Consider the following 25,465-nt stretch of genomic DNA (forward strand, 5'->3'; position numbering starts at 1 on the left):
ATCTCGTATTCAACACCAGCATTTCTCCACTTTATCTATAAGTCATTCGCCAACTCGTTATGCTTTAACCACTCTTTGCACTCACGCCAATTAGGCACATGACTCTCAACATGCTTCCAATATTTACTTGAATGGTTATGTTCCAACATATGGCACAGTTCATGGACAACGACATAATCAACTATGCTATGAGGCGCAAGTATAATTCTCCAGTTGTATGAGATGTCGCCCTTCAAAGAACAAGACCCCCATCGAGATTTGTAGTTCTTTATAGTGACCGAAGAGGGATTAACTCCAACAACCTTTGCCAGACGCAATGTCTTTTCACCTAGGCGTTTCTGTGCATGAGACCTATACCAATCCTGAAGTAAGGAACGAATAGTATTCTTTGGGTCTATGTCTGTCTTAGAGACTGTTGCTTCGACATAACCCCGTCTTAACTTCATTGAAGGTTGGTCGCCTATCAGAACCTTTAACCTATAGTTCTTCCCAAAATAGGTGACGGTCTCACCACTGATGTATTCTCTTGGTGCAGGAATTGGTCTATTGGACTGCTCCCGAAGTTTGCTTTTAATCCAAGGAGTGCGTTTGGTCACAAGTTCTCGAATGCGACCGTCAGACAGAGTCATAGGAACACTGACTTTGACTAGGTCGCCTAACAGACGAATAGACGCTGACTTTTTACGGTCTGTTCTAACCACCTCAACTTGGAAGGGGAATCCATCCATCACTTAAACTTCGTTTCTGCTAAATCCATAAACCGCTCGGTTATGGGTGCCACCAATGATTCGTCAAAGTTTTCAATAACCTTGCGTTTGATGTCTCTTTTGACTCTTTTTTGCTCATCCCACTTACTAAAGAAATCAACAATCTGGGTTGCTTCATCTAACATTTGAACCAAGGATTGAACCACCTCTTTAACTTTCGACTCTGTGCTGTCACCCAAAGCATCCTTGCCACCAAGTTCAGAAACGAGAATATTATAGAAGGCGAGTTCAGTCGGTGAGAGACCCAAATCAACTGCTTGTTGCTGGTGGTCAGTCTCGATGTTATCTCTGAAACCCAATAACATTTGAACTAACTCTTCCCATTTATCCCCATATCTTCGAATAATATCTTCGAGTCGTTCGGACAAGTTTTTATAGTACTCAGGGTCATCCTCTAGGTTAATTTTGATATGATGCTTAATCGCATTTTCAACCTCAGATGCCTTAGCACGAGGAGATTTGTGCTGATTGAGAACCTCTTCATAGTTTCCTGCAAGAAGGTCAACTGGAGGTATCTTGGGGTCAATGCCTGTGGAGTAGACGTGCTCTTCAATCAGTTCTCGAACCTTTTCTCCTGCACCTGCAATATCCAGTTGCTCATCACGATAGAGGTTTTTAGCACCCACTGAAATCTTACCCAGTCGCCTTAGGTCTCTGATAAAAGGAGTTGACGCAGGGTCTGGAAGAATAATATCCATTTGTTTTGCAAAGATTTGGAAGTCAGTTTGGAATGACTGCCGTATAACTTCATCTTCTAAAGCAAGAATACAGGCATCAAGATCATCTAAGTCCAAACTATCAAAATGAGACAACACCCTTGTGTGTGTATTTTTGAGAACAGGTATCTCATCCTTCAAATCAACTAATGCGCCCTCAACATCGTCGTTGGAGAAAATCTCTAGTGCTTCAGTAAGGTAGTCAGACAACCCGAAGTAATCGACAATGTAACCACGGAACTTGTTTTTGTTAGTTCGGTTAACCCTGGCAATTGCCTGAAGCAGCGTATGGTCGGTGAGTTTTCTATCTAGGTACATTACCTGAGCAACAGGAGCATCAAAACCAGTTAACAGCATATCCTTCACAATGAGGGTGGAAAGGTCTGACTGACCCTCACCAGTCCCCAGAGGTTTCTTAAAGTCTTCAATCTGCTTCTTCTGTTTCGTACCGTCTGTGTAATCCCAGAAACGCTTCTCATCATTGTGATCACCAGAAATAATCACTGCTGATTGAGGCGCTTCCAACTTATCTAGTGCTTCTTTGTAGAGGATTGCCGCATTGCGAGAAGACGTAACAATCATCGCTTTGAACCCATTGGGTTGGATGTGTTCCCTGTAGTGCTTGAGTATATCCATGGACACTCTACGTATGCGTTGGGGTGCTTCAAGAACTGCTCGGTTAGTACCAAACTTTTTCTTGATTGCCGCCTTCTCATCCTCACTGCGATCTGCAAAGTACTCGTCAAACAGACCGTCTAAAGAGTCTCCCGTAACACGAAGCATTGCCTCTCGACCCTCATAAAGGATTTGAACAGTTGCACCGTCCTTAACTGCTTCCTCAATGGTGTAGGTGTCGATATATGACCCAAAGGTGTTTGTAGTCTTCTGACTCTTAATCAGTGGAGTACCTGTAAATGCAATACGAGGGGCATTGGGTAATGCTGTGTTAATTGCAGCACCAAGTGCTCCGTATTGAGTACGATGCGCCTCATCTGCGAGAATGATAATCTTCTCTGAATTGTTCAAGACTGGGAATTCAAGATCGTCTGCGCTCTCCTGAAACTTTTGAACCATTGCTGTAATGATGTCAGAGGCATCTGAAGTCAGTAATTCCTTTAAGGATTTAACAGAATCTGCATGACGTATCGTTTCACCCTGAGCATTACTAAACGTGCTCGTTAACTGATTATCCAACTGTGTTCTATCAGTCAGAAATACTAGTTTATAGTCACGCAGTTCCGGGTCTCTTCGCATCTTAATAGTAAGGAATACCATCGTAAGAGACTTGCCTGAACCTTGTGTGTGCCAGATAACACCTGACTTTTCTTTTGGTGTTTCACCGTCTTTGAGTCGTTCAATCGTCTTATGCACTGCACGAAACTGCTGATACCTTGGTATCTTTTTAATAATGCGACCATCAACAGGTTCAAACACAGTGAAGTTCTGAAGGACATCGAGGAAGTTGGTCTTGGAGAACAATCCTGCCAACATAACATCTTGAGATGCTTCATCAGCACCCACTTGTTCCACAGTTAACGGATAAGGGTCTTTCCACTCAAGGTAGTGTTCCATGCGAGAGGTAATCGTACCGACTCGTGCTTTGTCTCTATGGGAAGAGACCATCATCGAATTATAGTGAAAGAGTTTCTCTGCGCCCTCATCGTTTTCGGGTGTTCTGCGGTTCGCATAACGTAGGAGTTGGTCAATTCCTGCTTCCATCGGGTTAGTGATGTAAGGAGATTTACACTCAATAACTGCTAGAGGCAATCCATTCACGAAACACAGAATGTCAGGAATGATGTTCTGATTAACCCCTGACACTTTGAACTGATTAGTGCAAAGGAACTCATTGTTCTCAGGGTTCTCGAAATCAATGATATGGACGGTCTGACCTTTGTTCCCTTTACCCAAGTCCTGCATCACAGAGATGCACTGATTGATTTGAGTCCATATGCCTTGGTTTGCTTCAACAAGGTTTGGATACAGAGTCTTAGTTAATTCACGAACCACCTTGCGAAGATTCTCATCATTAATCCAAGGGTTGATGCGCATGAGACTTTCAGTCAGTCGATTCTCAAGAACCACATCCTTGAGAGAACTCCGTTCATCAGATTCATCAGGAGAGAGTTTTGCACCCTCAACATATGACCACCCCAAAGACTGGAGTTGTTCCAGTGCAGGGAGTTCTACCTTGTCGAGTTCGTCAGATGCCATCAGTTCACCGTCACTCGGACTTTGCCTGTTAGGAGGTCTTGCATGAGGGACTTCTTGAGAGATTGGGTTTGAGAGAGTTTTTCCTGATACTTCTGCAAAGAGTCTTCAAACCCAACATTAACGCTAGAAAAATACTTCTGTTCTTCAGTGGTAGGAAGTAAAACCTTAAACTGAGATAGCGCTTCCTGATTGATATTTATATTCGCACCTCCCGTTGCTAACCGCTCTATCCGAACCCGAGTTGCATCATTCAACAAATACTGACGCAAGAAAGATGACTCTAGTCCCTTTAAATGAGGTCTAAATCTAATCATGAAACCACAAAATACGACTGGTTCTCCGCAGTAACAAAATTCAGTAGGTATCGCTACCCCTCCTAACTTAACAGAAGACCTAACAAATACTAAATCTCCACCTTCCAAAGAATAGTCTTTAATTTCCTTCGTAGATGCATCTAACCTTCCCAAAGAGTCACAGTTCAATTGGACTGGATATGCATCCGATATATTCACAAATTTAGTCCCATATCCAAAAGACTCCTTAGGTTTATTTAATCCATTTTTCAGAGAACCAAGTTCTCCAACCGTTCTCACCTCCCAACTCTTAGGAATCCGTCCCAACTCACTGTCCTTGAACTCTGTGTGACCGATGCCTTTGGTCAACAACTCGTTCATGGTTGCCTTCTTGAGGTCTTGGAGTTTGTCGATTTGTTTCTGAGTGTTCTCAATCACCTCGTCCACAGAGGTGAGGATGGATGCGATTTTCTTTTGTTCAGGGAGGGGTGGGAGTAGTAATGAAGTTTCAAGAAAATGAGGAACTCGAAGACTAGGTTGAACTGCTCCCATAAGAATTCTAGAAATATTGTTTTGAACAACTTCGCTATAACACTGAAAGTATAAGAATAAAGGTTCTATGACCGCAGACGGTCGAAGTGCCACTAAATTTTGTGCAATACATCCTCTATTCTCCCGAACGAATGCGAACTCTCCAATGCTTCCAACTGTAGGGACTATAGTGTCACCAACTTTTGGATGACCATTTCTAAACCAAGTTTGATAGGTATCTTCTGACACGCATTTTGTTATCTTTTCATAATCTAAAAATTGCTTATCATCCCTAACACACGCTACTTCAATAAGGTTATACCCACTATCACTAAGAGGTGGTGTTTTACCTCTATTATCAATAACTTTTAGTACTACTTCTTGAATTCTAGAAGTTATCCAACCTTCAGGAACTACACTACTCATAACCAAGTTCCTTCAGATAACCCCACATGACCTCTTCAGAATCTTTCACCTGTGCATCTATCTCATGCAGTGATACACGATACTTATCCCACCATCGCTCGAACTGGGTAATCACTGATTGGTCTGCATCACTAAGGTGGGCTCGTATCTGTTCCTTGGTCTCAATCTCAGGTTTGAAGTCGTAGTACTCATTGTCTCTACGGACAAACACACAGGACACATCCATACCATCCAAAGTCTCTTGAATGTAGATGTCTTCAATCTCTGAAACTGGAATACCACCTCTTAGGATTGCCTTCACATCAAACTGTTCAGGTGGTGGTGAGGTGTCTGCATACCTTCGAATATTGAGGTTGTAGTCGTTCTCTCGAATCTCATCCATCTCAACAACTTTGGAATACCGTCTTTCATTCTCGTATGCATCGTAGACATCCATAACGTGCTGAATGTCTTCATCTCGCAGTTTGTTTTGGTTCTTACCTTCCTGATACTCCAACTCACTATTGATGAAGAGAACCTTACCCTTACGCTCAACAGGTTTCTTCTTGTTGATAATCAACAGTGCCGCAGGAATACCTGTGCCATAGAACAATGCTGATGGAAGACCAATCACTGCTTCTAATAGGTCATCCTCAAGGATGCCTTTACGAATCTCTTTCTCGCTTGAACCTCTGAACAATACTCCATGAGGAACAACCACACCCATTTTGCCTTCTGCATTAAGAGACGCAATCATGTGCTGAATGAACGCAAGGTCACCTGCATCCTTGGGTGGTGTGCCATAGGGATAACGACCATAGGGGTCACTATCCGCACCCTCCTTACCCCACTTCTTGAGTGAGAACGGAGGGTTGGCAATCACACGATCGAAGGACATCAACTCACCACCACGAGTGTGTTGTGGGTCGCCTAGAGTGTCACCTTTACGGATGTCTGCATTAAACACACCATGCAGGAACATATTCATCTTAGAGATTGCCCATGTGTTCAGGTTCATCTCCTGACCATACAGAGACAGGTTCTGAGCATTCTCACCCTTAGCAATAAGATAGTTGCGGGTTTGTATCAACATACCCCCTGACCCTGCTGTGGGGTCATAAATCTTCATGCCTACCGTGGGTTTCAGGAGTGACACTAACAACCATACAACTTCACTTGGAGTATAGAACTCACCGCCTTTCTTACCTGCTGAGTCTGCAAACTGCTTAATCAGGTATTCGTATGCATCACCCAATAGGTCAGCAGAATCAAAGTCTACTGTACGAAGTCGATGCCGTGAGAAGTGGGACAGAAGGTCTTGGAGTTTCTTATCAGATAGTTTGTTCTTGATATTGAAGTCGATAGAGACCAGCACACCTTCGAGTGACGAGTTGTGTTCCTCAATCGCTTCAGTTGCTTTGTTTAGTTCAGAACCAATGTCGTGCTTGAGGTCTTTGAGGTTAGACCAACGTGCTCTCTCAGGTACAAAGAAAGTCTTGTCGTACTCATCCTCATCTGCCGCTAGTCTCTGAGCATCTGCTTGTGACTTGCCAGTAGAGAGGTAGTGTTCAACTACGCTTTCCTGTGCTTCGTCAAACGCATCTGAGAGACGTTTAAGGAACAACATTCCAAAGATATAGTCCTTAAATTCAGATGCATCCATGTTGCCTCTGAGAATGTCAGCCGTCCCCCACAAGAACGATTCCATTTGCTGCAGGGTAAGTTTTTCAGTCATTCGTAGTTCCAAAAAGTATTGTTTAACATTAGAAAAGAGTTACGAGTATATTAGAAATTAAAATTTTAGGTATCTAATTAAAGCAAATAATTCAAAATCATAAAAAGAGCAAAAAAATAAACATGCAATACCTCAAAAAATGCATATATCCATCTGGTAAAAACTCATCGATGAAAAGTGTGCCCATTTAGATCTGGGACTTCGTATATAACGTTTTCTGATACCGACTCTTGCCGTATCAATATCGCTTTTAGGAAAGCAAAGTGTGCAGCCAATTAAGATGCAGTAGGTCCAGGGTTATCAAGCGCAACAATTATATAAACTGCCTCTCTGTTTCCATCTGTGAAAATTAAAGACTGTCAGATGTTCGCATGCTTTTTTTCAGACTGTTTGTCCATCAACTTCCCTTCGCTTCATGCTCTTCGTTTTTATACTATTACTATGCAAAGCAACGATCACCTTCTCGCAGATACCAACGCAAACGCCCGTTCAAGATATTGCTCCATTACTGCCAATGAATACCCTGCGCCATAACCTTCGCCCGCAGATTTTGCAGTAACCCAACCTCCAATTGCATCAATCACAGGCACTGGACACTCTACTTCGCGCAGTAGGTCTCTACCTGTATGCCTAAACGAATGCGCCGTTACGCCTTTTACAACCCGTGGTTTTAGCCATTTATTCACAGCCGCTGAAACTGAATTACCGTTCAATTCATTACCCACCATTATTGGGAATAATGATCTGCTCTTATTGCACAGCAACACTTCAACAGCGTGACGCGCAAGACCCACCAATGGTATTTGTCGTTCGCTTGAACGGGTTTTCAAGTCCCTTAGTTTATTTGGTCTTATACAAGCGATCATCATATCGCCTTTCATCACAATATCTTCTTGCAATAAACCAGCCGCTTCACTCAAGCGCATCAATGAACCAGACAGCAGAAGTATCAACAGCCGTCTCTCATCGGCGATTTCCATGCATTCTTGTTGTATAACGATCAATCTATCCAGTGGCACTGGAAGTCGCCTCACGGTGCGCGCCTGCTTCTCTATGAAGAGGTTATGAAATGGATTATTCATCTCCAGCGAATACTCGCTCATAGCAAAGTTGATGATAGTGCGGACACAGCCCACATTGCGTCTTACTGTTGTGCCAGCCAACTTCTTATTAACCAAATAATCACGCAATTGCATCGCGTCTTTACGCTGATATTGATTTATGGGTTTATCACCCACTAACGCGAACAAAGCATTACATGCAATGTGGTTAGATTGAGTGAAGTTTTTGCTCTTGCTGCCAGCCTTTTGCTGGAGGTAGTATTCCAACGCCTGAGATAGTTTGGGTACATCAACTTCAGCCGCATTGTCTAAAATGCCTTTGTGTTCTGCCTTGTTGCCTAAACTTAACTGAAACCACACATGCTCAAACTTAGCGCTCATCTGTTCTGCACGCTTTGATGCGATTTTGGCGAATTTTGTGCGTAATGAAAAACTGATTAACTTGCAGCCATAATGATGTCGCACGCTTTTGGGCACACGTCTAGTATAGTAATAAACACCTGCTTTAATAAACGTATGTGGCACGCACTGTTGATGCGGCATTAACCCATCCCCACTTAGTAAACTTAATTAAAGTTGATACAAAGTCGCAAGCACAGTGAGTTTAACGATAGTTCTACTGTAAGGCTCTACGGTAGGCTCTACGGTTGCACAAACGTATAGGTTAACTTGTTGAAAATTAAATATTAATATTTAATAAATGGCGCGCCAGGAGGGAGTCGAACCCCCGACCAACAGGATCGGAACCTGCTACTCTATCCAGCTGAGCTACTGGCGCATCTGCACCGCCCTGAGGAACGTTTGGACTAGTGCGAAGAAGCCGTATGATACGTGTGTTGTTGTTGAGGTTCAAGGCCTCAAACAGAGCAATTTTTAGCACCATGGATAAGCCGTTCCAACTATTTGCCCAGTGGATGCTAAGGAATACTCTTTGGGTCTTTCCCGTTGGGCGCTAAAGCCGCTATAATACGTTTCAAATTTTTGTAAGGCGACCAGCTACTGAGGCTAGTTTGCTTTCTTTTCAATCTTTATCATGAGGCATTTTACATGATCACATTTAAGCCTGTAGCCCTGTTCGGCCTTTTGGCTGGTATTATTATGAGCCTTGGTTCGCTCACAGTGGTAGCCAACCACGACAGTGGTAGTAGTATTGCTAAGCGCATTAGCGCTGTAGGTAGAATTTGCGTAGAAGGTCAAAGCTGTAAAGCCCCGGTTGCAGAAGTAATAGAAGTTGCCGCTGGGCCCCGTACAGGCGAATCTGTTTATGCCAGCGGTTGCGCAGCTTGCCATGATAGTGGTGCTGCTGGCGCCCCCATGCTGGGTGACGTTGCGGCTTGGAGCCCACGCCTTGACAAGGGTATTGATAAATTATTCTCTAACGCTTGGTTTGGCTACAACTCCATGCCAGCGAAAGGCATGTGTAAGCGCTGTTCTGAAGACGAAATTAGAGATGCTATAATCCATTTGGTCGATAACTCCAAGTAGCTTTTGGCCAAAAAAAGCCCGGCTTCTGCTGGGTTTTTTTGTGCATTATAATTGAGGAGCTCATCTTATTTCTGAATATATGAAAGGCATTTGTCTCACCGCATTAGGCGTTCTTATACTTAGCTTTGATGGCTTATTAATTCGTTTAATTTCTGTTGAGGCTTTTGATCTGCTGTTTTGGCGTGGATTATTAATGAGCTTTATGGTGTTAGTCATCCTGATGCTTCGCAAACCTAATCTCAACTTGTTACCAAGAGATGCTGCCGCTCTTAGATCATCTTTTTTTCTCTGCATATCAACCATTACATTTGTGGTGGCTATTAGCTTAAGTAGCGTTGCTAATGTGTTAGTTATTATTAGCTCTCAGCCACTATTTGCTGCCGTTTTAGGCTGGTTGGTTTTACGAGAAATGCCTGCTCCAGCAACTTGGGTAGCGATCGTTATCTGCATTTTTGGAATTGGATGGGTGTTAGCTGGTTCCTGGTCTACACCAAGTCTAGTGGGTGATTTAATGGCCTTAGTGTGCTGCTTATCCTTGGCTGCAAAATTTGTTAACGATCGAGCGGTGAGTCATAGAGATATGACCCCTTCATTGATACTTGCAGGCCTTGCCGTAGCCTTAATAAGTTGGGTTATGGGCGATCCTATGGCCTTTTCCGGCTCTCAATGGGGCTACATGATCACCCTTTGCCTGTTTGTGAATCCCATCGCTTTTTTCATGATTACCCTTGGGCCCATGCGCATTCCTGCTGCTGAAGTGGGCATGTTAATGCTGTTAGAAACTGCTGTGGGGCCTTTGTGGGTTTGGCTGGTATTGAGTGAAGAACCCGGTTCCGCTGCCTTACAAGGTGGCAGCTTAGTCATTGCGACCCTACTTTTACACAGCTTATACCAATGGCAACAAAGACGTTTAGCGTCTGCTTAAAAATCTTCAAACATGCCTTTTAGGCCAGCCAAAGTGGCTTGGCCTTGCTCAAGGTTTTTACTCGGATCGTCATCACCACGGCCTTGCCATTCAAGATCATCTTCTGGCAATTCATCTAAGAAGCGGCTTGGCGAGCATTCTATGAGTTCACCATATTGCTTGCGCTTGCGGGCTAGGGTGATGGATAAGGTGCGCTTAGCTCGGGTAATACCCACGTAAGCCAAGCGCCGCTCTTCTTCAACGTTGCCTTCTTCGACTGCGTTTCTGTGGGGTAATAGCTCTTCTTCCATGCCCATTAAAAAGACATGGGGAAACTCTAGGCCTTTGGCAGAGTGTAAGGTCATCATCTGCACCCGGTCGGTTTCATCTTCTTCCTCTTGGCGCTCTAACAGATCCATTAACACAAGACGTGCTACGGCATCACCCATGTCCGCATTGTCATTTTGTGCCACCGCTTTTTCTAGGGAACTTTGTAAAGATGAAATTAATGTCTCCACATTGGCCATGCGTTTTTCTGCCATAGGGGGGCCACTACTGGTTTGTAAGAGCCAGTCTTGATATTCCATGTCACGTACCATTTGCCTTACACTAGCTATGGCGTCTTCTTGCTGAGACTTTTGCGACAGGTGCTCGATCCATTGACCAAATTCTTTCACTCGAGCCAAGGCCGCACCGCTGATGAACTGCTCGAGGCCAATTTCTTGGCAGGCGCGAATAAGGCTTTCACCTCGGTAATTGGCATAGTTAACTAGCTTTTCTAGGGTGGCAGCGCCAATTTCGCGCCTTGGGGTATTAACAATTCGCAAGAAGGCGTTGTCGTCGGCCGGATTTAATAATATTTTAAGATACGCCATAATGTCCTTTACTTCAGTGCGAGCAAAGAAGGATTGACCGCCACTCACTTTGTAAGGCACTTTATAAGACTGTAACTTTAACTCCATCAACCGCGCTTGGTGGTTACTCCGGTAAAGGATGGCGAAGTCTCTGAATTCCGCTTCATTTTGTAATTGAAATTGCAAAATCTCTGTTGCAATACGCTCAGCTTCAGCATCTTCATTTCGACAACTGATCACTCGAACAGGGTCACCAAAAGCCTTATCACTCCATAAAGCCTTGCTGAATTCGTGGGGATTATTAGCAATAAGCTGGTTGGCTACTTTTAAGATGCGACCAGTGGAGCGGTAGTTTTGCTCTAACTTAACTACTTTTAGGGAGGGAAAGTCGGCCTGCAACTCAGCTAAGTTTTCTGGCCGTGCACCACGCCACGCGTAAATGGATTGGTCGTCATCACCCACCACAGTAAAATTGCTGCGCTGGCCTACCAATTGCTTAACTAACAAATACTGTGAACTATTAGTATCTTGGTATTCGTCCACCAGCAAGTAACGCACTTTGTTTTGCCACTTTTCTAAAATATCTGCTCGGTGCTTAAATAGCTCCACTGGCTGCAGGATTAAATCATCAAAATCTACACCGTTGTAGAGCTTTAGGGTTTTTTGATACGCCTCATAGACTCGCGCTGCAAGCACTTGCTCAGGGCCATTGGCACCCGCCATAGCTCTGGATGGGCTAATGAGATCGTTTTTCCAGTTAGAAATGAGGTGTTGAATGGGTTCACATGCGTCTTCTGCCGCTTCAAATTCTTGATGGGTCAGGTCTTTTAAGAGGGCCAATACATCTTGGGAATCAAAGATGGAGAAGCCTGGTTTGTAACCCAAAGCCTCCACTTCTTTACGAATGATATTAAGACCCAAATTATGGAAGGTTGACACGGTTAGTCCACGAGCTTCTTTGCCTGTCATCAAGCTACTTACCCGCTCTTTCATTTCATGGGCAGATTTGTTGGTAAAGGTAAGGGCGATAATCTGATGCCCTTTGAGGCCACACTCAGCTATTAAATAGGCAATTTTTTGGGTGATTACACTGGTTTTACCTGAGCCAGCACCCGCTAGTACAAGGACTGGGCCAGTAATGGCTTCTAGGGCTTCTTGTTGGCGTGGATTAAGGCGGCTCACAAAATAATAACTCAGAGTAAAAGGCAAAAAATCAGCTGAGCATTATAGGGGTTTTTTACTTTTGATGCGCCTTAATTGGTGGTCAAATGTGGTGGTGATTGATGCTTATTTTATTAGCACTGTGCCCTAAGCTTGCTCTATTTCCATGCTCAGGACATCCAATCTGCGATAACTTAGGGCCTCGAGTAAATGGTTTTTATGGATCGTGTTGGTGTGGTCTAAGTCGGCAATAGTGCGCGCCACTCTGAGCACTTTATGGATGCCTCGGGGAGATAAGTGCAGTCTTGATATGGCGTTTTTTAGCAACTTATCATCAACAGACTTAAGTTTTGTACACGCCTCCAATTCGGCCCATGGCAAATCACCATTAAGTAGCCCGCTCCTTGCTAGCTGTCTTACTTGGGCCTGTACCACCCAACGTTTTGCTGTTTGTGTATCTAATCCTTTTTTTGGCATTAATAGAACTTCAGGCGAAGGTCTTTGCACTGCCACTTGCAAGTCAATTCGATCAAGCAAGGGCCCCGATAGGCGCTGCAGGTAATTAGCCACCTTAGTGGGCGTGCAGCGACAGGCTTTGTGCTCATCTCCATAATAGCCACAAGGGCAGGGATTAGTCGCTGCAACCAAACGGAATTGGGCTGGTAATATACTCTGATAGGCTGCCCTTAATAGGTGAATGTGGCCACTTTCTAGGGGCTGTCTTAGGCTATCGAGCACATGCCGAGGGAATTCTGCCAGTTCGTCTAAAAATAAGGCACCATGATGCGCCTGACTGATTTCGCCGGCTCTTGGCACTCACCCTCCACCCACTAAAGACACCGCAGAGGCGCTGTGATGGGGCGCTCGCCAAGGAGCCTGGCGCCACGTATCAGGATTAAACAAGCCAAGACTCGAATTAATGGCCCCAAGTTCTAGGGCCTGTTTTTCTGTAAGGGGGGCAAGTAGTGCATGCAACCGCTGCGCAAGCATGGTTTTACCCGTACCCGGAGGACCACACATGAGCAAGTTATGATTGCCGGCAGCTGCAATAACCAAGGCGCGTTTAGCCTGTTCCTGGCCACGTACGTCTGCCAACTCTGCGCTCGGATAAGACGCAACCCCCGTCGCTGGACATAAAGGCTGTGTTTGTTTTTCTGGGTCATGTAACCATTGGCTGAGTTGATTTAAATGACTTGGACAAATGACGCGACTGGGGTTTGGCATCATGGCTTCTGCCGCGTTAGCAGGAGCCACAACCATAGTTCGTTGGCTGGCTTGACAGGCCACAGCAGCACTCAAAATGGCAGGGCAACACCTAAGCTCAGAACTGAGAGCTAATTCAGCCACAAACTCATAGGCCTTTACTTCATCTACGGGCAGTTGCCCACTCGCTGCCAACAATCCAATGGCGATGGCCAAGTCAAAGCGGGCGCCTTCTTTAGGCAGGTCTGCTGGGGCCAAATTAATAGTGATGCGTTTCGCAGGAAACTCGAAGCCGGCATTGATAATCGCGCTGCGCACCCGGTCTTTGCTTTCCTTGACCGCAGTTTCAGGCAACCCCACAATAGTTAGTGCAGGTAAGCCACTACTCAGGTGGGTTTCCACACTCATTAAAGGGGCTTCAATGCCTACGTAAGCGCGGCTATATGTGATCGCGTAAGACATGGCATTTCCTTGGCAGTGGGGATTAGACCTTAAGTCTAGCAGGCCAATCTTAAGCCGCACTCAAGCTTATAGCGATACGCCCTATTTCGGTGCGTAGCGCATAGCCATCGCGCTACTTTAGGGCTTGGCACACGCTATTATCACCAATTTAGTGGATATTTAGGTGTTTTTAGGCCAATAAAGTTGGCACAATCCCTGCAACCCCCTATGCTAGACAATATGTCATTTATTAACTTTTAGTGTAAAGGAATCCCCCAATGAAATTGGTTAGTGCAATCATTAAACCGTTTAAATTAGACGACGTACGCGAAGCTCTTTCGGACATGGGCGTACAAGGCGTCACAGTTACTGAAGTGAAAGGCTTTGGCCGTCAAAAAGGTCATACTGAACTCTACCGTGGAGCAGAATATGTGGTTGATTTTTTACCTAAGGTAAAAATTGAGGCTGCAGTTGACGACGGTATGGTAGATCAGGTCATTGAGGCCATTAGCAACACTGCCAATACTGGGAAAATTGGAGATGGCAAAATTTTTGTAGTCAACCTTGAGCAAGCGATTCGTATTCGTACAGGTGAAACAGGATCCGAGGCCTTATAAAAGCCTTATATTTATTAGATTTGAGTTAATAAACCCGCATTTTGGTCACTATTTGAAACTAAAAAGGGCCTAGGGTTTATCGAGAGCCAATTTTCTTGTATATTGTGTGGATAAACATTAGAAGAATCAATAGGTTCTTTTAAAATTAGCGTTAGTTGGTTTGCAGATCTGCTTTCGACTAGACGCAATATCATCAAAAGTTGGCATTGAACATGAAATACGCCGGTTTCCGTGGGCAATTTATCTTTGGCTTTGCCGCTTGTGCGGTGATTTTAGGAATCGGTTTATACATGGAGTTTGTTATGGGTCTAGACCCATGCATGCTTTGTATGGGTCAGCGTTTTGTTTATCTAGGCATGGCCTTTATATTCATGCTCGCCGCTTTACACAATCCCTATTTTGGCGGCCATAGGCGCTATGGTTTTTTACTCTTCCTACTCAGTTTACTAGGTTTGGGGGCTGCTGGAAGGCAATTGTACCTACAAAGCTTACCCGCAGACTTAGTGCCTGCTTGTGGCCCCAGCTTTAGTTATATGGTTGATGCCTTTCCTTTGGTTGAGGTGATTATCACCATGTTTAAAGGCTCAGGTTCATGTGCAGAAATACAGTGGACTTTCTTAAGCCTATCGATTGCTGGTTGGAGCTTTGTACTGTTTAGTTTTTTAGCTCTTTACTGCCTTCGGTTGTCATTGGTGCGCACCAAAATGATTTTGGTTTAAAGCCACCAAGCGATCCCCTGAAGCACCACAGCTGCCATCACCCCGGCGATCACATCATCTAACATGATGCCGAATCCACCGGTGATTCTTTTGTCAATCCAGCTTATTGGCCATGGTTTGATAATATCGAAAAAACGAAACAGCACAAACCCCACCACCACCCATACCCATCCCACTGGGGCCGCGAACATGGTAATCCAAAAACCGACAAACTCATCCCACACAATACTGCCATGGTCATGCACGCCAAGGTCTCTTGCTGTTTGCCCACAGATATAGATACCCATCACACTAGTCACTAGTAGCATCAGTAAATAATGCTCAGGTGAAAGTTGGGATAGTGGCCAGTAAATTAACACGGCCGCCAAAGTACCCCAAGTACCTGGGGCTTTGGGTGCAGCACCGCTGCCAAATCCAAATGCTAACAGATGGATTGGATTGAACCAATTGGGTTCGACTTTAACCGGCTTCATGGCATAACTCCTCAAAAGTGTTGATAGCCTTGACGAGCAGTAACCAAGCCCTTATCCTCGTTCCAAATGCGACAACCTAACTCAGCACTGGTGCGACCTATGGCGGTCAGTGGTAGGTTTTGAGACAGTGAATAGGCTTGTGCTACTGCCACTAAATGAGCAGGCAAAGTAAAACACAGTTCAAAATCTTCACCCCCACTAAGGGCAAAGTCTTGGGCCTGACTTGGTGATACATTAGCCAACAACGCAGCAGACAAAGGCAGGTCTTGTAGTTGTATATCTGCACCACAACCACTGGCTGATAAGATATGGCCTAAATCCTGAATTAAGCCATCAGAGACGTCCAAACAAGCGCTGGCTTTGTGCCTTAACCATTGCCCAAGTTTTATACGTGGCGTGGGATTCCAATAGCGTTTACTCAGGGGGTGTGTGGTATCACCTTGTTGTATGATTTGCAGTCCTGCTGCTGAATCCCCCAAACTACCAGACACCATAATGACGTCGTCTATTTGAGCACCACTGCGGGTAATAGCCTCACCCGTAGGCACCAAACCCATCGCGTGAATGCTAATAGTTAATGGCCCACGCGTTGTGTCCCCACCGGCTAAACTGATCGCACAGGCTTGAGCTTGCGTCGCTAACCCGTCACTAAAACAACTCACCCAAGCTGCATTTGCACTGGGCAGGGTCAAACATAGGTTAAACCACGCTGGCGTGGCACCCATGGCGGCTAAGTCACTCACACTGGCGGCTAAACAGCGTTGCGCAATTTGGTCAGCAGCCATGTCAGTTAAAAAATGCACATCCGCTACGAAGGTATCACTACTTATCGATAACTGGTGTTTAGAGGGGACTTGGAGTAAAGCACAATCGTCACCTGGCCCAAGGGCCATCGCCGCACCAGGCCGAAGTTCAGGGCGATCAAAATAGCGCTTTATAAGATCAAATTCGCCCATGGCATTCACATACTTTAACTAGCGAGAGCTGGCATTTTGTTTTGCTGCAATTTCTACAGCGCGGTGGCTGAGTGCGATCTTGTCTAGGATGCCATTAACGTATTTGTGACCGTCAGTCGCACCAAATATTTTACCCAGCTCAATGCATTCATTAATCACCACCCGATAGGGTACTGACACTGAGTCACTTAGTTCATAAGCCCCCATGCGCAGTACGTTCAGTTCAATGGGGTCTAAATCACTGAGTTTGCGATCTAAATGCTGCTCGATCATGGTATCAAGGCTATCACTTTGCGCAGCAACACCGCGCAAAAGTTGTCCAAACATGCGCTTGTCTGCGTTTTTAAAGTCTTGGTCTACTAAAAATTCAGCCTGCACATCCACCGCACTGGCGCCACTCATGTGTATTTGATACAAGGCCTGTAAGGCTAGTTCCCTAGCTGCACGGCGACGGTCTGGACGAGCCTTATTTGTGCTCATTTATGCCTCTAGCTGTCGTAACAGGCTAACCATTTCAAGCGCCGACATAGCGGCTTCTTCACCTTTATTACCCGCTTTCGTGCCACTTCGCTCAATCGCTTGTTCTATCGAATTCACTGTTAATATGCCGTTGGCAACTGGTATGCCATGTTCTAGGCAGACTTTGGAGATCCCTGAGGAGGCTTCACCAGACACATATTCAAAATGAGGCGTGCCACCCCGAATGACTGCACCAAGGGTAATAATGGCGTCATCTTTGCCTTGTTGAGCAATTTTTTGTGCGACCAAGGGGATCTCAAAAGCACCAGGCACTCGCACTACACGGATTTTATCCGCATCAACGCCATGACGTTTAAGAGTGTCTAGGGCTCCTTCGACTAAGCTTTCTACTACAAATGAATTAAAACGGCCAACAACAAGAGTGTAGTGACCATTGGCGTCATTAAAACGGCCTTCAATGTGAGTTACAGACATATATATTCCTTGCAATTACCATGCTGTTTCCACTTAGTGGTTACAGTCAATGTACTCTTCTATTTCTAAATCAAAACCTGAAATGGCATTGAATTTCATTTCTTGGCTGAGTAAACGCATCTTGCCTACACCTAAGTCGCGCAAAATTTGTGACCCAGTCCCTACATTTAGATATGCCCCAGAGCCATCTGTATTGAACTGACGCGGGACAGACGTTTCAAAAAAGGCATCAATACTGCCTCGAAGATTACGATCATCCGTTTGGCCCAACAATACTAATACGCCTTGGCCCTCTCTAGCAATTCGCTCTAGCGATGAATCAATAGTCCATTTAGGCAAAGAGGGCACTGCACCCACAAGATCTCGCAATACATCCGCCATGTGCACTCGCACAATGGTGGAGTCCTGAGGCTTAATGTTGCCCATGGTGAGTGCGACATGGGTGCCGCCATAAATGCTGTCTTCATAAGTGTGTAAGGTAAACTCGCCATGGCGCGTGGGCAACGGGTGCGAGCTCACTTTCGTGACCGTCTTTTCATTGAGGTTACGAAAGTGGATTAAATCCGCAATAGTCCCAATTTTTAAATCGTGTTCAGCGGCAAATGTCATAAGGTCATCACGCCGCGCCATGGTACCGTCGTCATTCATAATTTCGACGATGGCTGCGGCCGGGCTATAGCCTGCAAGACGGGCCAAATCACAGCCCGCTTCCGTATGGCCAGCACGAGTTAACACCCCACCTTCTTTTGCCATTAACGGAAATACGTGACCCGGTTGCACGATGTCTTCTGGCTTAACACTGCTAGCTACAGCGGTGCGAATCGTATAAGCGCGATCGGCAGCAGAAATACCCGTCGTCACACCTTTAGCCGCTTCAATCGACACTGTAAAGTTAGTCTCATAAGCGGTGCCATTACTTTTTACCATCAAAGGTAAATCCAGCTTTGCGCAATGTTCTCGAGACAAGGTGAGGCATATTAGGCCTCGGGCGTGCTTGGCCATAAAATTAATGTCTTCTGGTCGCACTTGCTCCGCAACCATCACCAGATCACCTTCATTTTCACGATCTTCATCATCCATAAGGATGATCATTTTTCCTTGTCGGAGGTCTTCGATAAGTTCGACGGAGGTGTTCATGTTCATGCGCTAACCCATGCTTAGTTTCATGACCAGAACAAGAGGTTATTGAGCAGGCCAACGAGCGGGCCATTGTGCCAGATTTCCTGAGCAGTGGCTAGTTATCAGGGCGTTTTGGAGTAGCATCGATACGCCAATCGTTACCCACTTGTGAGATACCTTTAATATCGACATCAACAGCCTGCGCCATTGTGTCCAAGGGTAGATTAAATAAAGCTTTAGCCTGACTGCCCAACAACTTGGGCGCCATATACACCACTAAATGATGGGTTAGACCAGCCTTTAAGAAAGCCCCACTTAATCCTGCACCAGCCTCTACCAGCACCTGATTGCACTGACGTTGGCCCAATATAGTCAGTACTGAGGATAAATCAACTTTACCCTGGTCATCTGCAGCACAGACCACTAGCTCCACGCCCATGTCGATCAAAGCCTGGTGCCGCTGCAGGTCGGCCACACAAGTCATGACTAATACTGAACCAAGCTGCTGCAAAATTTTAGCCGAGGTGGGCAAACGCAACTGGCTATCCAGTACGACACGCAAAGGTTGTTTGATCAACTCAATCGTGGCCTCAGCCACCCCCGCTAAAATCAGTTCATCAGCCCGCACATTCATGCTTGGATTATCTCGCAATATAGACCCAATGCCAGTAATTACTGCACAACTTTGGGCCCGCAATAGATGCACCTGAGCCCTTGCTTCAGGTCCAGTAATCCATTGGCTTTCACCAGATTCCATCGCTGTTCGACCATCCAAACTCATCGCCAATTTATTGATCACGTAGGGTTTATTAGTTTTCATACGTTGCAAAAACCCACGATTAGATCGCTTACATTCTGTCTCCATAATTGGTCCAATAACCTCAATTTTTGCCGTCCTTAGTTGGCTTAGACCCTGCCCTGCAACTAAAGGGTTAGGGTCTTGGCAACCGTACACCAAAGCACTTACACCCGCCTCTATGAGGGCTAAGCTACATGGGGGGGTGCGCCCATAATGGCCACAAGGCTCTAGGGTGACATACGCAATAGCTCCCTTGGCTAAATCACCAGCAGCTTGGATGGCCATCACTTCGGCATGAGGGCCACCTACCTGTTGGGTATATCCGGTTCCTACGACCTGGTTGTTTTTAACTAACACACATCCAACGGCTGGATTAGGCCGCGCAATCAGCTGTCCAAAACTGGCTTGCTTTAAAGCTAATGTCATAAATTCATGGTGCATGGATTGAATCGCCATTAGCTACCCTGGTGCTCTTGTTCTAAGCGCTCAATTTCTTCGCGAAACTCATTAAGGTCTTTAAAACTACGATACACAGAGGCAAAGCGCACATATGCCACTTCGTCTAACTGGCGCAATTGTGCCATGACCGCCTCACCCACCAACTGAGTGCCTACCTCGCGCTCTCCACTCGCACGCAAAGAGTGTTTAATACGATTTAGGCTGGCTTCAATAGCTTCAATACTAACGGGGCGCTTTTCTAGGGATCTTAAGATGCCAGCACGTAATTTGTCTTCATCAAAAGGCTGGCGGGTGCCGTCTTGCTTAACCACTCTGGGCATCAATAGTTCGGCCACTTCAAAGGTCGTAAAGCGCTCGTTGCAGGTTAAGCATTCGCGTCTACGACGAATTTGTTCACCTTCGCTAACTAGTCGCGAGTCGATTACTTTGGTTTCAGGATGAGTACAAAAGGGGCAATACATAGATGTCTCAGTGAATCTTAAAGGAGGCTATTTAAAGAACACATTATAGCCTTAATATTTACTTCTGGGCCAGTTAGCTGGTAGCAGCAAAGAGGTAGGGTATTTAGTGGATTTATAGCCAAGAACTGCTATTCTGGCGCCCTTGTCTAGTTTAAAGGAATAACATGAGCAATTTACCGATTGCCGAACTGGCTGCCCTAGCCGCTGCAGTATGCTGGACTTTTACCGCTATTTTAGCGGCCCCCGGGGTTCACCACTTTGGAGCGGTGGCCTTCAATCGCTATAGAGTCGTCTTTGCTGGGACCGTGCTGATTGTCATCACCAGCATTATGGGCTTATGGTCAAGCGTCCCTAACAACGCCATGCTCGCCCTAATTGGCTCTAGCTTAGTAGGCATTGTGATTGGTGATACAGCGCTCATGCAAGCTTTAAAGCGCATCGGACCCCGGCGCAATTCTGTGCTATTTGCGACCAGTGCGCCAATGGCTGCTGGCATGGGCTTTATCTGGTTGGGTGAAACCCTTAGCACAAATCTATTAATTGGCTGTGGCTTAATTCTACTGGGCGTTGTGAATGCTGTTTGGTGGGGTCGCAAAAACGAAGGCCAGCATCGCTTAGAAAAAGTGAGTGGTCATTTGGGTTGGGGGATTTTAATTGGACTGACGGCGGCGTTTGGCCAAGCAGCAGGCGCTGTATTGGCCAAACCTGTACTCTTAGCTGGTGCTGACCCTATTGCAGCGTCCGCCATTAGAGTCGGCTTTGCTGCCGTCGTATTATTGCTTGTACGGGCCTTGCCGTTTGCCTGGGCCAAAGCCAATGCAGCACCGACACCTGCATTCGTGTGGCGCACTATGAGCAGTGCGACCTTAGGATTGGTTTTGGGTATGACTTTGTTGGTTTATGCTTTAGGTCGAGGTGAAGTCGGCATAGTGATGACCTTATCAGCCATCACACCCGTCATTATTTTGCCTGTGGTTTGGTTCATTACCGGACAGCGACCCAGTCGTGGTGCTTGGCTAGGCGCAGCCTTGGTGGTGGTCGGCAGCAGTGTGATCTTCTTAAACAGTTAAACCCTTGGTAATGCGCCCAGTTACTGGGCCAAATAGGCTGCCAGAAAATCGTCGAAGGGTTCAGTTTGCTCAGCTTCAATACGCTGTTGATGAGCAATAGATGCAGTGACTTGCTCACTTAACTCTTGTTGGCGATGAGAGCTTAGACTCTGTTCTAAGTGATAAGCTTGATGCTGCTGCGCCAACTTAAAGGATAGGGCTTGATGTGACAAGTTGCCATTCGCCATGGCCTCTAAAACTTGCGCAGACGGTGTCAACGATGAGTCTTTTAGGCGCGCTTCCATAGCATCGATAGCCTCTAATACCTCTGTTTTATCAGGCATTACGTCAACCACTAAGCGCAGCTTAGAAATCATCTCAAAGCCCAGCGACTGCAAACTCTTAGGCCCACTGCAAGTTCCAAGCATCAATCCAGGTTTGCGCCCTTGGCGCACGACAACGGCTTGATTGGTTTTAATTAAATCGCATTCTTGGTCGCTAATTTCTAGACTTTGATCAAACAAACACCAGCACAAAAAGACATTAATAAACTGACTTTGTTGTGCATCAATGCCGAGTGGCAAAAAGGGATTGAGATCTATGTTTCTGACTTCTACGTACTCTACACCAGATTCTTTAAGCGCATGTACCGGCTTTTGACCGGCGCGAGCTACTCGTTTAGGGCGGATATCACTATAATATTCGTTCTCAATTTGGAGTAAGTTAGCATTGAGTTGACGATAAGCACCATCTACTTTTACGCCTATGTTCTCGTACTGAGATAGGGGCGTAGAAATAGCATGTTCCAGGGACTTAGCATAGGTATCTAAGTGGTTAAAACACAAATTCAATACTGACTGAACTTTATTATTATAGCCCAAGTCACTCATGCGCAAAGAAGTGGCGTAAGGTCCAATTAAGCATCCATCAGGGCCTTCCTCTAAGTCTATCTCACGGCCTTTAACAAAACTTGAATCTAAGGCTGGTGAGGCTCCAAAAAGATATAATAAAATCCACGAGTGACGCCTAAAATTACGGATCAAACTAAAATATTGGCTGGAGCGAAAGTCACGCAAGGTCTGTTCATTATTAAGCAGTTGTTGATACGCTGGCCAAAAATGATCTTGCGGCGAGAAATTAAAGTGCAGGCCTGCAATAGACTGCATCGTTTTACCATAGCGCCACGCCAAACCAACGCGGTAAGTGTGTTTCAGCTTACCTGTATTGGAGCTCCCAAAGTCTGCAATACGGATATCATCCTCACCATCAAGGTAACAGGGCATGCTAGCAGGCCAAACATACTCACCCAACCCCTGCAACTTACTGGCACTGTAACTATGCAATTGCTGCATAAAATCTAGGGCAGCAGTAGGGCTTTGGAACACAGGAGTAATGTATTCCAAAAGTGCTTCTGAATAGTCTGTGGTAATGCTGCCATGGGTTAAGCTTGATCCAAGGGATAGTGGGTGATCCTTATGGCTCACACGGCCACTCAGGTCTACCCTTAAGCCTTCTTTTTCAATTCCACACTGCAAACTCTTCAAGGTTATGGCGACAGGTGATTGTTTCACCTGCTGAAGGTGTTGTTGTAAATAAGCGGGCATCTGGTGCTCCAAATAGTGTTAAATAGCCAACGACTAAGGACATAAAAAGCTTAGTCTAGCTGGGCGTCAAATTCTGTTTTAGTTTGCTTTTTTTAAGCGTGACTGAGCTTCCTTTAGCTTTTGCGCCATACTACCCAGCAATTGTTGCGATTGCGCTGGAGCAGCGCGAGCAGGTTCCTGCGGTGCCACATCGACATTGGGGCGAGACTTGTGAACCTTAGGCTGATCATCTTGGGTTGGCAACTCATCACTTAAGCGCATAGAGAGTCCAATACGTTTGCGCGGCACATCGATTTGCATTACCTTCACTTTGACAATGTCCCCAGCCTTTACGATGTCATGAGGATCTTTAACATACTGGTGTGCTAAAGCCGAGATATGGACCAAACCATCTTGGTGAACCCCAAGGTCTACAAAGGCACCAAAATTAGTCACATTGCTCACAGTGCCTTCCATGATAGAGCCTAGAATTAACTGCTTAATACTTTCCACACCCTCTGTAAGCTTAGCCATACGAAATTCTGGCCTTGGGTCACGCCCAGGCTTTTGCAGCTCACTCAACAAATCTTTGAGAGTGTGCTCACCCACGCCTTGATCATGCATTTGTCTAACCTGGATCTGTTGCAGTTGATCACTCCCCATAAGGTCAGACACAGTGAGTTTGAGCTGCCCAGCTAATTGGTCAACTAAAGCATAGGCTTCTGGATGAACAGAGGTGCCATCTAAAGGGTTATCACCACCACGGATGCGTAAAAACCCAGCACATTGCTCAAACGCCTTATCGCCCAGCCGACTGACTTTAAGCAACTGCTTACGATTATTAAAGGCCCCATTGATATCACGATAGATCACAATATTCTCTGCCATGGTTTTATTCAGGCCTGCCACACGCTCTAATAACGGCGCCGATGCAGTATTAAGATCAACGCCCACATTATTGACACAATCTTCAACCACATTATCCAGTTTTCGGATCAACTGCACTTGGCTGACGTCATGCTGATATTGGCCTACACCAATCGCCTTAGGTTCAATTTTAACTAATTCTGCTAATGGGTCTTGTAGCCGCCTCGCAATCGAGACCGCTCCTCGATAACTCACGTCCAAATCTGGAAATTCTGCCGCAGCAAGGGCCGATGCAGAATAGATTGACGCCCCCGCTTCACTAATAATAATTCGTTGGGGAGCGTGAGTTTCTAGGCTTGCTTGAACTTCCTTAACCAGCTTATCAGTCTCGCGCGAGCCCGTTCCATTGCCAATAGCCACGAGCTGTATTTGATAAGTTTGGCACCACTTTACCAAAAGGGCTGACGCAGCCTGCCATTTATTATGGGGCACATGGGGGAAAATAGTTTCGGTGGTCAGCAATTTCCCTGTGGCATCTACCACCACTGCCTTGACGCCAGTACGTAGGCCTGGGTCTAAACCAAGGGTCACCTTATCACCAGCTGGAGCGGCCAATAATAAGTCTTTTAAGTTATTGGCAAAGACCCCTATGGCGCTGTCTTCTGATGCCTCTCTAACACGGCTAATAAGCGCCGTTTCTAACTGACTGGCAAGCTTCACACGCCAAGTCCAACGCACCACTTCGTTGAGCCACTTATCTGCGGCTCGGCCTTCATCCTTAATATTCCAATAAAATGCCACCCTTGACTCATAAGGCAAGTGTTCATGTTTAGACCACAGTATAGTGGCCTGCAAAATGCCTTCGTTACGGCCCCTTAATATAGCCAAGGCCCGGTGGGAGGGAATCGTCTTTAGCGCTTCTTGAAACTCAAAGTAATCTTGGAACTTGACCCCCACTTGCTCTTTGCCATCAACTACTTGGGTTTGCCATTGCGCATCTTGCCAACCAAGGTGACGCAATTCTGCGAGTAGGTCTGCAGCTAAACTAAAACGCTCCATGAGTATTTGCTTAGCACCATTTAAGGCGTCTTTTATATGGGTGATTTGAAGGTCAATATTAAGATAAGTCTCTGCAACTTGTTCTGGGTCTAGGGTGGGGTCTTTGAGCAGAGCATCCGCCAGTGGCTGCAAGCCTGCCTCTATGGCAATTTGAGCCTTAGTTCGGCGCTTCGTTTTAAACGGCAAGTATAGGTCTTCTAATCGTGTTTTACTGTCAGCCGCATCAATGAGTTTAGCTAATTCTGGGGTTAGTTTTTCTTGTTTATCAATGCTATCCAAAATAGTTTTTTTGCGAGCGTTAAGCTCACGCAGGTAGCCAAGACGCTCTTCTAAAGCGCGTAATTGAGTATCATCCAGTACACCCGTCACTTCTTTGCGATAGCGGGCGATAAAGGGCACTGTTGAGCCTTCATCTAACAATGTAACTGCAGCATCTACTTGCCATCTTTGAACCGCAAGTTCGGTAGCAATTTGTTGATTTATCACGGACTAAGCATCCTTCTTATCTCAAAAACTCAACTCAATATAATGGGGGCGCACGGTAGTTTTTAAAGGCGCCTTTGATCAAGCCAAAAAAAAG

General features: G+C 45.7%; 21 protein-coding genes, 1 tRNA gene and 1 pseudogene. 5 read left to right on the top strand and 18 right to left on the bottom strand.

Annotated features, from left to right (window positions below; genetic code table 11):
• Positions 1-35: 35 nt before the first annotated feature.
• The 6 genes from ABXT59_RS13645 to ABXT59_RS13670 all read right to left on the bottom strand — a co-directional run bounded on the left by ABXT59_RS13645 (position 36) and on the right by ABXT59_RS13670 (position 8,500).
• Positions 36-728, bottom strand: coding sequence for a M48 family metallopeptidase (locus ABXT59_RS13645; protein ID WP_443638631.1), 693 nt, complete (start codon positions 726-728; stop codon positions 36-38).
• Positions 728-3,697: a type I restriction endonuclease subunit R gene (locus tag ABXT59_RS13650; RefSeq protein ID WP_443636762.1), complete on the bottom strand. Its 2,970-nt coding sequence runs from the start codon at positions 3,695-3,697 to the stop codon at positions 728-730. Before ABXT59_RS13650 ends, ABXT59_RS13645 begins: the two co-directional genes overlap by 1 nt.
• Complete coding sequence (locus ABXT59_RS13655; RefSeq protein WP_443636763.1) at positions 3,697-4,947, bottom strand: restriction endonuclease subunit S; 1,251 nt, start codon at positions 4,945-4,947, stop codon at positions 3,697-3,699. The genes ABXT59_RS13650 and ABXT59_RS13655 overlap by 1 nt, the downstream gene beginning before the upstream one ends.
• Positions 4,940-6,661 (bottom strand): type I restriction-modification system subunit M, encoded by a 1,722-nt coding sequence (locus tag ABXT59_RS13660; RefSeq protein ID WP_443636764.1) that lies wholly within the window; start codon positions 6,659-6,661, stop codon positions 4,940-4,942. Before ABXT59_RS13660 ends, ABXT59_RS13655 begins: the two co-directional genes overlap by 8 nt.
• Positions 6,662-7,116: 455 nt before the next feature.
• Positions 7,117-8,265 (bottom strand): DUF6538 domain-containing protein, encoded by a 1,149-nt coding sequence (locus tag ABXT59_RS13665; protein ID WP_443636765.1) that lies wholly within the window; start codon positions 8,263-8,265, stop codon positions 7,117-7,119.
• 158 nt (positions 8,266-8,423) lie between these two features.
• Positions 8,424-8,500 (bottom strand) — tRNA-Arg (locus ABXT59_RS13670).
• A gap of 269 nt (positions 8,501-8,769) precedes the next feature.
• On the opposite strand from ABXT59_RS13670, the gene ABXT59_RS13675 reads away from it, so the two are divergent.
• Both ABXT59_RS13675 and ABXT59_RS13680 read left to right on the top strand, forming a co-directional pair.
• The gene (locus ABXT59_RS13675) at positions 8,770-9,207 is read left to right on the top strand and encodes a c-type cytochrome (protein ID WP_443636766.1); all 438 of its coding nucleotides are present in this window, start codon (positions 8,770-8,772) and stop codon (positions 9,205-9,207) included.
• A gap of 79 nt (positions 9,208-9,286) precedes the next feature.
• Positions 9,287-10,132 (top strand): DMT family transporter, encoded by an 846-nt coding sequence (locus ABXT59_RS13680; RefSeq protein ID WP_443636767.1) that lies wholly within the window; start codon positions 9,287-9,289, stop codon positions 10,130-10,132.
• Here ABXT59_RS13680 and rep read toward each other — a convergent pair.
• From rep to ABXT59_RS13695, 3 genes and pseudogenes are all read right to left on the bottom strand, one after another.
• The gene (gene rep / locus ABXT59_RS13685) at positions 10,129-12,147 is read right to left on the bottom strand and encodes a DNA helicase Rep (protein WP_443636768.1); all 2,019 of its coding nucleotides are present in this window, start codon (positions 12,145-12,147) and stop codon (positions 10,129-10,131) included. The genes ABXT59_RS13680 and rep overlap by 4 nt on opposite strands.
• A 126-nt stretch (positions 12,148-12,273) precedes the next feature.
• Positions 12,274-12,603, bottom strand: coding sequence for a hypothetical protein (locus tag ABXT59_RS13690; protein WP_443638633.1), 330 nt, complete (start codon positions 12,601-12,603; stop codon positions 12,274-12,276).
• 27 nt (positions 12,604-12,630) lie between these two features.
• Positions 12,631-13,791, bottom strand: a pseudogene (locus tag ABXT59_RS13695) (YifB family Mg chelatase-like AAA ATPase); the annotation flags it as partial.
• A 257-nt stretch (positions 13,792-14,048) separates the two neighbouring features.
• Between ABXT59_RS13695 and glnK the strand changes: the two are divergent.
• Both glnK and ABXT59_RS13705 read left to right on the top strand, forming a co-directional pair.
• Entirely contained in the window at positions 14,049-14,387 is a 339-nt protein-coding gene (glnK, locus tag ABXT59_RS13700; protein WP_443636769.1) for a P-II family nitrogen regulator, read from the top strand.
• A 212-nt stretch (positions 14,388-14,599) separates the two neighbouring features.
• On the top strand, positions 14,600-15,106 hold the full coding sequence (locus ABXT59_RS13705; RefSeq protein ID WP_443636770.1) for a disulfide bond formation protein B: 507 nt from the start codon (positions 14,600-14,602) through the stop codon (positions 15,104-15,106).
• Here the strand turns inward: ABXT59_RS13705 and ABXT59_RS13710 are convergent.
• The 7 genes from ABXT59_RS13710 to nrdR all read right to left on the bottom strand — a co-directional run bounded on the left by ABXT59_RS13710 (position 15,103) and on the right by nrdR (position 20,327).
• Positions 15,103-15,579: a phosphatidylglycerophosphatase A family protein gene (locus tag ABXT59_RS13710; RefSeq protein ID WP_443636772.1), complete on the bottom strand. Its 477-nt coding sequence runs from the start codon at positions 15,577-15,579 to the stop codon at positions 15,103-15,105. The two genes, ABXT59_RS13705 and ABXT59_RS13710, sit on opposite strands and share 4 nt — an antisense overlap.
• Before the next feature lie 11 nt (positions 15,580-15,590).
• Positions 15,591-16,535: a thiamine-phosphate kinase gene (thiL, locus tag ABXT59_RS13715; protein ID WP_443636773.1), complete on the bottom strand. Its 945-nt coding sequence runs from the start codon at positions 16,533-16,535 to the stop codon at positions 15,591-15,593.
• Positions 16,536-16,553: 18 nt separating this feature from the next.
• On the bottom strand, positions 16,554-17,015 hold the full coding sequence (gene nusB, locus ABXT59_RS13720) for a transcription antitermination factor NusB (RefSeq protein WP_443636775.1): 462 nt from the start codon (positions 17,013-17,015) through the stop codon (positions 16,554-16,556).
• A complete protein-coding gene (gene ribH / locus ABXT59_RS13725; RefSeq protein WP_443636776.1) occupies positions 17,016-17,489 on the bottom strand; it encodes a 6,7-dimethyl-8-ribityllumazine synthase in 474 nt (157 codons plus the stop codon).
• A gap of 33 nt (positions 17,490-17,522) precedes the next feature.
• A complete protein-coding gene (ribBA, locus tag ABXT59_RS13730; RefSeq protein ID WP_443636777.1) occupies positions 17,523-18,632 on the bottom strand; it encodes a bifunctional 3,4-dihydroxy-2-butanone-4-phosphate synthase/GTP cyclohydrolase II in 1,110 nt (369 codons plus the stop codon).
• A 91-nt stretch (positions 18,633-18,723) separates the two neighbouring features.
• Positions 18,724-19,863, bottom strand: coding sequence for a bifunctional diaminohydroxyphosphoribosylaminopyrimidine deaminase/5-amino-6-(5-phosphoribosylamino)uracil reductase RibD (ribD, locus tag ABXT59_RS13735; RefSeq protein WP_443636778.1), 1,140 nt, complete (start codon positions 19,861-19,863; stop codon positions 18,724-18,726).
• Positions 19,863-20,327, bottom strand: coding sequence for a transcriptional regulator NrdR (nrdR, locus tag ABXT59_RS13740; protein WP_443636780.1), 465 nt, complete (start codon positions 20,325-20,327; stop codon positions 19,863-19,865). The genes ribD and nrdR overlap by 1 nt, the downstream gene beginning before the upstream one ends.
• 164 nt (positions 20,328-20,491) lie before the next feature.
• Between nrdR and ABXT59_RS13745 the strand changes: the two genes are divergently transcribed.
• On the top strand, positions 20,492-21,397 hold the full coding sequence (locus ABXT59_RS13745) for a DMT family transporter (protein WP_443636781.1): 906 nt from the start codon (positions 20,492-20,494) through the stop codon (positions 21,395-21,397).
• A gap of 20 nt (positions 21,398-21,417) precedes the next feature.
• Here the strand turns inward: ABXT59_RS13745 and gshA are convergent, their stop codons facing one another.
• Both gshA and ABXT59_RS13755 read right to left on the bottom strand, forming a co-directional pair.
• On the bottom strand, positions 21,418-22,980 hold the full coding sequence (gshA, locus tag ABXT59_RS13750) for a glutamate--cysteine ligase (RefSeq protein WP_443636783.1): 1,563 nt from the start codon (positions 22,978-22,980) through the stop codon (positions 21,418-21,420).
• 78 nt (positions 22,981-23,058) lie between these two features.
• The gene (locus ABXT59_RS13755) at positions 23,059-25,371 is read right to left on the bottom strand and encodes a Tex family protein (protein WP_443636785.1); all 2,313 of its coding nucleotides are present in this window, start codon (positions 25,369-25,371) and stop codon (positions 23,059-23,061) included.
• Between the last annotated feature and the right edge of the window lie 94 nt (positions 25,372-25,465).

This window comes from Candidatus Njordibacter sp. Uisw_058 (assembly GCF_047730065.1).
Taxonomy (GTDB): Bacteria; Pseudomonadota; Gammaproteobacteria; order Pseudomonadales; family Balneatricaceae; genus Njordibacter.